Genomic DNA, 8,817 nt, shown 5'->3' with positions numbered 1-8,817 from the left:
CCCGGCGCCGCCCGGCGTGTAGACGATGGCGTTCATCGCGCCGTCGCCGCTGCGGATTTGCAGCGCGTCCATCGCCGCCGGCACCGCTGCATCCGGACGCTGGTCGGCAACAAGCGCCTGCGGCACAGATTGTGCTGCCGCGCCCGGCACGGGACCGGCCAGCAGCGAGGCGGCAAGAACAAACCCGCAAATTCGTGCCATGGTCATCGACCGCCCCTTCTGGATCACAGAACCCGGTCGCGGCTTTCCACCTCGAACGTTTCGACGATGTCGCCGGCACGCACGTCCGACGAATCGGCCAGCGTGATGCCGCATTCCTGGCCGGACTTGACCTCGGAGACATCCTCCTTGAAGCGGCGCAGCGTCGCGATCGAGCCGTTGTAGATGATGACATCGTCGCACATGACACGGGCACGAAGGGCCTTTTTGATATAGCCTTCCTGCACGCGCAGACCCGCCGCCTTGCCAGTCTTGCCGGCCTGGAACACGTCCAGCACCAGCGCGCGGCCGACGACATTTTCGAGGAATTCAGGACCGAGCTGGCCCGCCATGCCGGCCTTCACATCCTCGATCAGGTCATAGATGACGTCGTAATATTTCAGCGCCACCTGGTCGCGCTGGGCGATCTCGCGCGCCTTGGCATTGGCGCGCACGCCAAAGCCGATAATCGGCGCACCCGATGCCTTGGCCAGCGTCACGTCGCTTTCGGTGATGCCGCCGACACCGGCAAGCAGCACCTTGGCACGGATCTGCTCGTTGCCGACCTTCTGGACGGCACCGGCAATCGCTTCGGCAGAGCCTTGCGTGTCGGCCTTGATGACCAGCGGGAATTCCTGGACCTTGGCGGCGCGCAGCACCGAGAACATGGTTTCCAGATTGGCCGGGCCATTGCCCGCCGTCCGCTTGGCATTGGCGAGACCAGCGCGATATTCCGCCACTTCACGGGCGCGCGCTTCGCTTTCGACGACCGTCACCGGGTCTCCGGCACCAGGCACGCCGGTCAGGCCGAGCACTTCGACAGGCGTCGAAGGCAGGGCTTCCTTGATCTGGGCACCCTGGTCATCGACCAGCGCGCGGACCTTGCCCCATTCCTGACCCATGACGAAAATGTCGCCGCGCTTGAGCGTGCCGCGACGCACCAGCACGGTGGCCAGCGCGCCCTTGCCCTTGTCGAGGCGCGCTTCGATAACGGTGCCTTCGGCCGGACGATCCGGGTTGGCGGTCAATTCCATGACTTCGGCCAGCAGCAGGATTTTCTCGATGAGGTCATCAAGGCCCTGCTTGGTCACTGCCGAGATTTCGACGTCCATGACATCGCCGCCCATGGATTCGACCTGCACGTCATACTGCAGCAGCGCCGTGCGAATTTTTTCGGCATTGGCGCCGGCCTTGTCCATCTTGTTGATGGCCACGATCATCGGCACGTTTGCCGCCTTGGTGTGCTGGATGGCTTCGATGGTCTGCGGCATGATGCCGTCGTCCCATGCCACGACCAGGATGACGATGTCGGTGACACTGGCACCGCGCGCGCGCATCTGGCTGAAGGCCTCGTGACCGGGCGTGTCGAGGAACGTGATCTGGTCCTTGGACTTGGTGGTGATCTGATAGGCGCCGATGTGCTGGGTGATGCCGCCGGCCTCGCCCTTGACGACATTGGTGCCGCGCAGCGCATCGAGCAGACTGGTCTTGCCGTGATCGACATGGCCCATGATGGTCACGACCGGAGGACGCGTGATCAGGTCGTTGTCGACATCGGCTGCACCGACCATGCCCTTTTCGACATCGCTGGCCGAAACACGCACGATATTATGGCCGAATTCGGTCAGCACCAGTTCGGCGGTGTCCTGATCGATTTCCTCATGTGCCGCCGTCGGCACGCCCATTCGGGCGAGCAGGCGCACGACATTGTTGGTACGCTCGGCCATGCGGCCAGCCAGTTCCTGGACGGTGATGTGATCGGGCACGGTGACATCGCGGACCTGCTTGGCCTGGCTGCCCAAGCGGCCGCGTTCCTTTTCGCGGGCACGGCGCAGCGCGGCCAGCGAGCGCACGCGGCCGGAATCGTCCGAATCGAGCGCGCGGGTGACGGTGAGCTTGCCGGACTGGCGGCGGTCGTCGCCGCCGCGTGGGCGGGACGTCTTGGCCACTTCGGGCTTGCGGCCGGGAAGCGCGCGAACCCGCAGCCGCTCCTCTTCCTCGTCCACGATGATCGGCATGTCTTCGCCGGCCACCGGCACGGGGTCGGGACGCGTTGCGAGTTCCTCCTCGCGCATGCGCTTTTCTTCGATACGGGTGCGTTCGGCTTCGGCGGCTTCGGCGCGGGCCTGCTCCTCACGGATACGGGCTTCCTCCATGCGCGTCAGCCGCTCTTCCTCGGCCTGGCGCTGGTAAAGGGCTGCCATTTCCTGCGGGCTGAGGCGCGGGCCACTGGGGCGCTGCGGCGAAGGGCGCGCCGGTTCGGGCGCGCGTCCGCGCGCGGGCTGCTGCACCGGACGGGCGGGGGCGGCTGGCACCGAGGCGACCGCGGGAGCAGCAACGGGCGGCGCGGCCACGGGCTGGGCAACGACCTCCGGAGTTGCTGCTTGCGGTGCAGGAGCGGCGGGTGCCGGCTTGGTCGGCAACGGCTCGCGCTCGACTGGGCGGAACATCACTGGCGGCGGCACGGGCCGTGCTGGTGCCGGCGCCGGCAGATCAGCCTGCGGCGGGGTCGGCGCCGGAACGGCGACGGGCTGGGGAGCGCGGGCAACGGGGGCCGGCGCAGGTGCTGCGACCGGCACTGGCGCAGGCGCCGCCACGGGCGGCGGTGCCGGCTCGGCAGCAGGAGCGTCACCTGGACGATGCAGGACGCGCGCACGCTTCACCTCGACCACCACCTGCTTGGTGCGGCCATGGCTGAAGCTCTGCTTCACCTTGCCAACTTCGACCGCCTTGTTGAGGCCGAGGGGAGCTCGCATGCCGAGCTTGGGTTTGTTTTCATCACTCATTGCGCGCGCCTAATGCCTTTCGGCGGCGGTAACGGCAACACCCGTCACGGCCACACTGTCATCTAATTCTGTTTCGTCTGCGTCGTCCGGCACCGATTCGGGCGCCAAAGGCGGTTCATGGCCGGAAAAGGCAGCCCATCTGGCCAGATCGGCCAGCACCCGTGATGCACTGCCGCCGTTGACCAGCGCCGCGTGCACGACATTGTCACGCCCAAGCGCCATCGACAACCGGTCACGCCCGATAGGCAAATGGCACGATGCCGTATCCGGCGAAGCGGCGCGGCGCCGGCTTTCGAGCTTGTTGACCCCATCGGGGCGGGCGTCAGCCGCGTGAATCAACAACGCGACCTTGCCTTTGACAATGGCGTCGCTGATCCGTTCATGCCCCCAGATCAGGTTGCCGGCACGGTTTTCAAGGCCGAGCCGGTCCATGGCCCGGCGCTCCAGCCCCGCAGCGATACGGTCCGCAAGGTCATCGGGGATCGTCAGCGTATTGGATTTGAAGGCACGCGCCAATGCGCCGCGCAAACGGCCCTTGGCTTCGGCTGTTTCGAACAGGACGCGGTCAGCGGCGATCCATGCGCCGCGACCGGGCAGTTTTTCGCCCAGATCGGCCGCAACCTGGCCTTCGGGGCCCACGGCAAGCCGAATCAGCGACGCACGGGGTCCGTGCGCCTGCGTCAGGATGCAGCGCCGTTCAGGACCTTCATCCGTCAGTCCGGCAGTGTCCGGTATCAGATGATCATTGGGTTCCATCCGCGGGTGCGTCCTCCCCGACGGTATCATCTTCGAACCAATGCGCCCGGGCCGCCATGATGATGCGGTTGCCATCGTCTTCGGACAGGCCGAATTCCTTGAGAACGCCGCTCTTGCCGACCAGTTCGTCGGTGGCAAGATCGCCCAGATCGTCGAGCGTCTTCACGCCCTTCTTGCCCAGCACGACCAGCATGGCTTCGGTCAGCCCGGCAATGGCCGCGACATCATCGGCAACACCAAGGCCGCGACGCTCTTCGCGGGCAACCGATTCCCGGCGCTCCAGCGCTTCGACGGCGCGGTTCTGCAATTCGGTCGCGAGATCGTCGTCAAAGCCTTCGATGCTGGCGACCTCGGACACATCGACATAGGCGACCTCTTCCAGCTCGGAAAAGCCTTCGGCGACCAGCAACTGGGCCAGCGTCTCATCGACGTCCAGCTCGGTCTGGAACAGTTCGGACTTCTCGACGAATTCCTTCTGCCGGCGCTCGCTTTCGTCGGCTTCGGTCATGATGTCGATCTGCTTGCCGGTCAGCGCGCTGGCCAGTCGCACATTCTGCCCGCGCCGGCCGATGGCCAGGCTGAGCTGGTCGTCGGGAACGACCACATCGATGCGGCCCTCTTCCTCGTCCAGAACCACCTTGGTGACTTCGGCGGGCTGCAGCGCATTGACGACGAACGTCGCGGTATCGGGCGACCAGGGAATGATGTCGATCTTCTCGCCCTGCAATTCCTGTACGACGGCCTGCACACGGCTGCCCTTCATGCCGACGCAGGCACCAACCGGATCGATGCTGGAATCGCGGCTGATGACACCGATCTTGGCGCGGCTGCCCGGATCGCGGGCGACGGCCTTGATCTCGATGATGCCGTCATAGATTTCCGGCACTTCCTGGGCGAACAGCTTCTTCATGAAGTCGCCATGCGCGCGGGACAGGAAAATCTGCGGGCCACGCGGCTCGCGGCGAACGCTGGCGATCAGGCTGCGCACCCGGTCGCCGGGCTTGAGCACTTCACGCGGAATTTGCTGGTCGCGGCGGATGACGCCCTCGGCCTTGCCCAGATCGACGACGACATGGCCGAATTCGGCGCGCTTGACGACGCCGGTGATGTTCTCGCCGGCGCGGTCCTGGAATTCGTCATACTGGCGATCGCGCTCGGCATCGCGGACCTTCTGCACGATGACTTGCTTGGCAGCCTGAGCTGCAATGCGGCCGAACTCCACCGGCGGCAGCGGATCGACGACAAAGCTGCCCATTTCGGCGGACTTGTCCTTCTTCAGAGCATCCTTGAGGTTGATCTGCTTGAAGAAATCCTCGGGCTCCTCGACCACTTCGAGCACACGCCACAGGCGCGTCTCGCCCGATTTGGAATCGATCTTGGCACGAATGTCGTTTTCGGCACCATAGCGTGCCCGGGCGGCGCGCTGAATGGCGTCTTCCATGGCCTCGATGACGATGGCGCGGTCGATCGATTTCTCGCGCGCGACAGCATCGGCGATGGCGAGCAATTCAGCCCGGTTGGCAGTAACGGCAGTGGCCATGGTCAATCCTCAGGCGTATCGTTGTCGTTGACAGGTTCGTCGTTCATGGAATCGCTGGCTTGCGCCGGCGTTTCGATGATTTCTTCGGCACCGCTGGCATCGAGCGGCTTGGTCGAAGCAATCAGCCGGTCGGTCAGTACCAGCTTGGCGCCGTGGATGTTGGCCAGCGGCAGCCGCACTTCTCCGACGCTCTTGAGATCGAGCACGACCTCGTCACCGTCGAGCGCCACAATGATGCCCTGTGCCCGCGCCCGATGCTCGACCTTGGGCTCCAGCCGCATCTTTGCCTCGTGGCCGGCCCAGTTTGCCCAATCCGATCGCCGCGTCAGCGGACGGTCGATACCGGGGGAGGATACTTCCAGTGCGTATTCGCCGTCAATCGGATCAGCCTCGTCGAGCGGCAGATCGAGCGCGCGGCTGAGCCGTGTGCATTGAGAGATCGTCATCTGGCCAGTCGCCGGGTCCTCGGCCATCACCTGAAGCGTCAAACTGCCGGCCTGGCCCGTAAGCTGCACGCGCACCAGCACCAGCCCCATGTCGGTGACGATGGGTGCGATGATGGCGTCGAGCCGGGCCTGAAGTTCAGCTGGTTGCAATGTGTATCCACGCTATGTTGCCACAAGCGACTTTGGCGCCGCAGGGCAGCGGCCCGGCGACTTCCGAAGGTTACCCATGTGGAAGATGACGGTCATATAGCCCCAAGGCACCGCGGCGGCAAGTGGCTGCGCGCGCGCCACACTTAACAAGGCAGGGAAGCTGGCCTATAGGTTCGGTCACACAGAGCTTAGGGGTTCATCATGATGGCAAACACACTCGGCAATCTCTCAAAAGCCTTGCTGCTCGGACTGGCAGCGCTGCTGCTGGTCATCGTCGGGTTCCATGGCGGCGTTATCGGCACCGATCTGTACGCGTTCGGCAATGCCCTTCTGCGCGTGGTCCACACCTGGGCCGGCGTGCTGTGGATCGGCCTGCTGTACTATTTCAACTTCGTCCAGATCCCGACCATGCCGCAGGTGCCCGCCGAACTGAAGCCCGGCGTCACCAAGTACATTGCCCCCAAGGCGTTGCTGTACTTCCGCCATTCGGCGCTGCTGACGGTCGTCATCGGCCTCGCGATTGCCGGCCATAACGGCTATCTGGCGCAGGCGCTGGTGTTCGGCGAAGGCTTCCGGGTCATCGGCCTGGGCATGTGGCTTGGCCTCATCATGGCCTTCAATGTCTGGTTCCTGATCTGGCCGAACCAGAAAATCGCGCTGGGCATTGTCGATGGCGACGCCGATGCCAAGGCGAAGGCCGGCAAGACTGCGATGATCTTCAGCCGCACCAATTTCATTCTCTCCTTCCCGATGCTGTATTGCATGATCGTGCAGGGCAACGGCCTGGCGGCCTGAGCGTTCCGGTTTCAAGGTCTTGAAAAGGCCGGTCGCTCGCAAGCGACCGGCCTTTTTGCCATGAGAAGCTATCAAGTTTGGGGCAGGGCATGACCGAAGCATTGTTCCGAATCGCGCTGGCCGCCTGCCCGCTGGTGGCCATCTTGCGCGGCGTCGAGCCGGACGAGATCGAAGCCGTTGGCGCCGCATTGATCGCTGCCGGCTTGCGCATCATCGAAGTGCCGCTAAATTCGCCGCGGCCGCTCGAATCGATCGCGCGACTGGCGGCTATGGCTGGACCGGACGTGCTGATCGGCGCCGGGACGGTGACGACAACAGCCCAGGTGGCCGATGTTGCGGCCGCTGGGGGCAGGCTGATCGTGTCTCCGAACAGCAATGCCGAAGTGATAAGGGCCACAGCCAATGCCGGGCTGGTATCGCTGCCGGGCTTTTTCACGCCGAGCGAGGCCTTTGGCGCCATTTCGGCGGGCGCACACGCCCTGAAACTGTTTCCTGCCGAAGCGACAACCCCGGCCGCGCTGCGCGCCATGAAGGCGGTGTTGCCGCCTCATGTCCCGGTGCTGGCCGTGGGCGGCATTGCGCCCGGAACCATGGCGGGCTGGGCCGCGGCGGGCGCGGCAGGCTTTGGCCTTGGCTCCGCTCTCTACCGCCCCGGCGACAGCGCCGAAGTCGTCACGCGGGCAGCAGCCACATTCATGGCCGCTATACCTTCAGCGGCGCCGCACTGATCCCGCCGCGCGGCGCGCAATCCGGAAACTCGGCATAGTTTGCCCGGCGTCCGTTGCGGCTGATCCAGACACGCAACGACGCCATTTCGGGGCATGCACGATAGCGCCAGCGAAATTCCCAGCCATCGGCCCACTGCCGGGTTTCGCGGGCAGTGAACGCCCTTGGCGATTCGCCGGACCGCACCAGATATTGCCCGGCCAGCCGGTCTGCAATGGCCGTCGCCGTCGGCGCATCGATATCACGCTCGAACGCGCCAAGGCCCCAGGCCAGCACAAGCGCACCCGAAAGGGCCAGTATGGTAACAAGTACAAGGCGCCTTCGCTGCATCGCATGTTGGTAGCGATGATAGGCGTGGCTGGCGAGAGGCCGAAGCGCGCAGGTCTTTTTTCTTGCACGCAAAACCGCCTGATTTGCGCAGGCGCGTTGACAGGGGGCAGTGCTTGGCTTATCGGCCCGCCTTCGCTTGGCGAGGGTCTGACGATTCTTGCTGCCCAGTTATTTGAGACCAAGGCAATAAACATGTTCGCAGTGGTGCGCACCGGCGGCAAACAGTACCGGGTCGCCGATGGTGACAAGATCATCGTCGAAAAGATCGAAGGCGAAGCCGGCGTTGCCGTCAGCCTGGAAACCCTGATGGTCGGCGAAGGCGCAAGCCTGACGACCGGCGGCAATGTGACCGCCGAGATCGTCGCACAGACCAAGGGTGACAAGGTCATCATCTTCAAGAAGCGTCGCCGGCACAACTACCGCCGCCGCAATGGTCATCGTCAGAACCTGACGGTGCTCAAGATCACTTCTGTCGCGTAAGGGGCAACCAGAATGGCTCATAAAAAAGCAGGCGGCTCTTCGCGCAACGGTCGCGATTCGGCTGGCCGTCGCCTTGGCGTGAAGCGTTTCGGCGGGCAGGAAGTGCTGGCCGGCACCATCATCATTCGTCAGCGCGGCACCCGCGTCCACCCAGGTCGCAATGTCGGCCTGGGCAAGGATCACACTCTGTATGCCACCAGCCATGGCGCCGTGGTTTTCCACGACGGCAAGCTTGGCCGCAAATATGTGTCGATCGATCCGATTGCGGCTCCGATCGCGGCTGAATAAGCCCGGCGCGCCCAAATCTTGAAAAAGGGGAGCTGGGCGACCGGCTCCCCTTTTTGTTTTCAGGCCATTTTTTCCGATGCAGTTTCTAGACCAGGCCAAGATCTTCATCGCGTCGGGTTCCGGCGGGAACGGTGCCGTATCGTTTCGCCGGGAAAAATATGTCGAATATGGCGGCCCTGATGGCGGCGATGGCGGCAAGGGCGGCGATGTCGTGTTCGAATGTGTCGATGGCCTCAACACGCTGATCGATTTTCGCTATTCCCAGCATTTCAAGGCGCCGCGCGGCACCCATGGCATGGGCCGCAACCGTACGGGCGGCGGC

At 64.4% G+C, this 8,817-nt stretch carries 9 protein-coding genes and 2 pseudogenes; 5 read left to right on the top strand and 6 right to left on the bottom strand.

Annotation, left to right across the window (positions count from 1 at the left end; all coding sequences use genetic code 11):
- From RMQ73_RS04890 to RMQ73_RS04870, 5 genes and pseudogenes are all read right to left on the bottom strand, one after another.
- Positions 1-207: pseudogene (locus RMQ73_RS04890) on the bottom strand (alpha/beta hydrolase); the annotation flags it as partial.
- 17 nt (positions 208-224) lie between these two features.
- Positions 225-2,984: a translation initiation factor IF-2 gene (infB, locus tag RMQ73_RS04885; protein WP_310496937.1), complete on the bottom strand. Its 2,760-nt coding sequence runs from the start codon at positions 2,982-2,984 to the stop codon at positions 225-227.
- A gap of 9 nt (positions 2,985-2,993) precedes the next feature.
- Positions 2,994-3,740, bottom strand: coding sequence for a DUF448 domain-containing protein (locus tag RMQ73_RS04880; RefSeq protein WP_310496936.1), 747 nt, complete (start codon positions 3,738-3,740; stop codon positions 2,994-2,996).
- Complete coding sequence (gene nusA / locus RMQ73_RS04875) at positions 3,727-5,280, bottom strand: transcription termination factor NusA (RefSeq protein ID WP_310496934.1); 1,554 nt, start codon at positions 5,278-5,280, stop codon at positions 3,727-3,729. The genes RMQ73_RS04880 and nusA overlap by 14 nt, the downstream gene beginning before the upstream one ends.
- A 2-nt stretch (positions 5,281-5,282) precedes the next feature.
- Positions 5,283-5,876, bottom strand: coding sequence for a ribosome maturation factor (locus RMQ73_RS04870; protein WP_310496932.1), 594 nt, complete (start codon positions 5,874-5,876; stop codon positions 5,283-5,285).
- A 204-nt stretch (positions 5,877-6,080) separates the two neighbouring features.
- Here RMQ73_RS04870 and RMQ73_RS04865 point away from each other — a divergent pair, with 204 nt between their 5' ends.
- The gene (locus RMQ73_RS04865; RefSeq protein WP_310496939.1) at positions 6,081-6,671 is read left to right on the top strand and encodes a urate hydroxylase PuuD; all 591 of its coding nucleotides are present in this window, start codon (positions 6,081-6,083) and stop codon (positions 6,669-6,671) included.
- A gap of 89 nt (positions 6,672-6,760) precedes the next feature.
- On the top strand, positions 6,761-7,399 hold the full coding sequence (locus RMQ73_RS04860) for a 2-dehydro-3-deoxy-6-phosphogalactonate aldolase (protein WP_310496931.1): 639 nt from the start codon (positions 6,761-6,763) through the stop codon (positions 7,397-7,399).
- Here RMQ73_RS04860 and RMQ73_RS04855 read toward each other — a convergent pair.
- Positions 7,374-7,727: a hypothetical protein gene (locus RMQ73_RS04855; protein WP_310496930.1), complete on the bottom strand. Its 354-nt coding sequence runs from the start codon at positions 7,725-7,727 to the stop codon at positions 7,374-7,376. The genes RMQ73_RS04860 and RMQ73_RS04855 overlap by 26 nt on opposite strands.
- Before the next feature lie 192 nt (positions 7,728-7,919).
- Between RMQ73_RS04855 and rplU the strand changes: the two genes are divergently transcribed.
- The 3 genes and pseudogenes from rplU to obgE form a co-directional block, all read left to right on the top strand.
- Complete coding sequence (gene rplU / locus RMQ73_RS04850) at positions 7,920-8,207, top strand: 50S ribosomal protein L21 (protein WP_310496938.1); 288 nt, start codon at positions 7,920-7,922, stop codon at positions 8,205-8,207.
- 12 nt (positions 8,208-8,219) lie between these two features.
- Positions 8,220-8,495 carry a 50S ribosomal protein L27 gene (rpmA, locus tag RMQ73_RS04845; protein ID WP_310496929.1) on the top strand — a complete coding sequence of 92 codons (276 nt, stop codon included), beginning with the start codon at positions 8,220-8,222 and terminating at the stop codon, positions 8,493-8,495.
- A 76-nt stretch (positions 8,496-8,571) separates the two neighbouring features.
- Positions 8,572-8,817 (top strand): annotated as a pseudogene (gene obgE, locus RMQ73_RS04840) (GTPase ObgE); the annotation flags it as partial.

Origin of the sequence: Sandarakinorhabdus sp., assembly GCF_031430775.1 — a bacterium.
GTDB lineage: Bacteria > Pseudomonadota > Alphaproteobacteria > Sphingomonadales > Sphingomonadaceae > Sandarakinorhabdus.
Note: the sequence above shows the minus strand (reverse complement) of the source record. Positions and strands in the feature narration are given on the sequence as shown.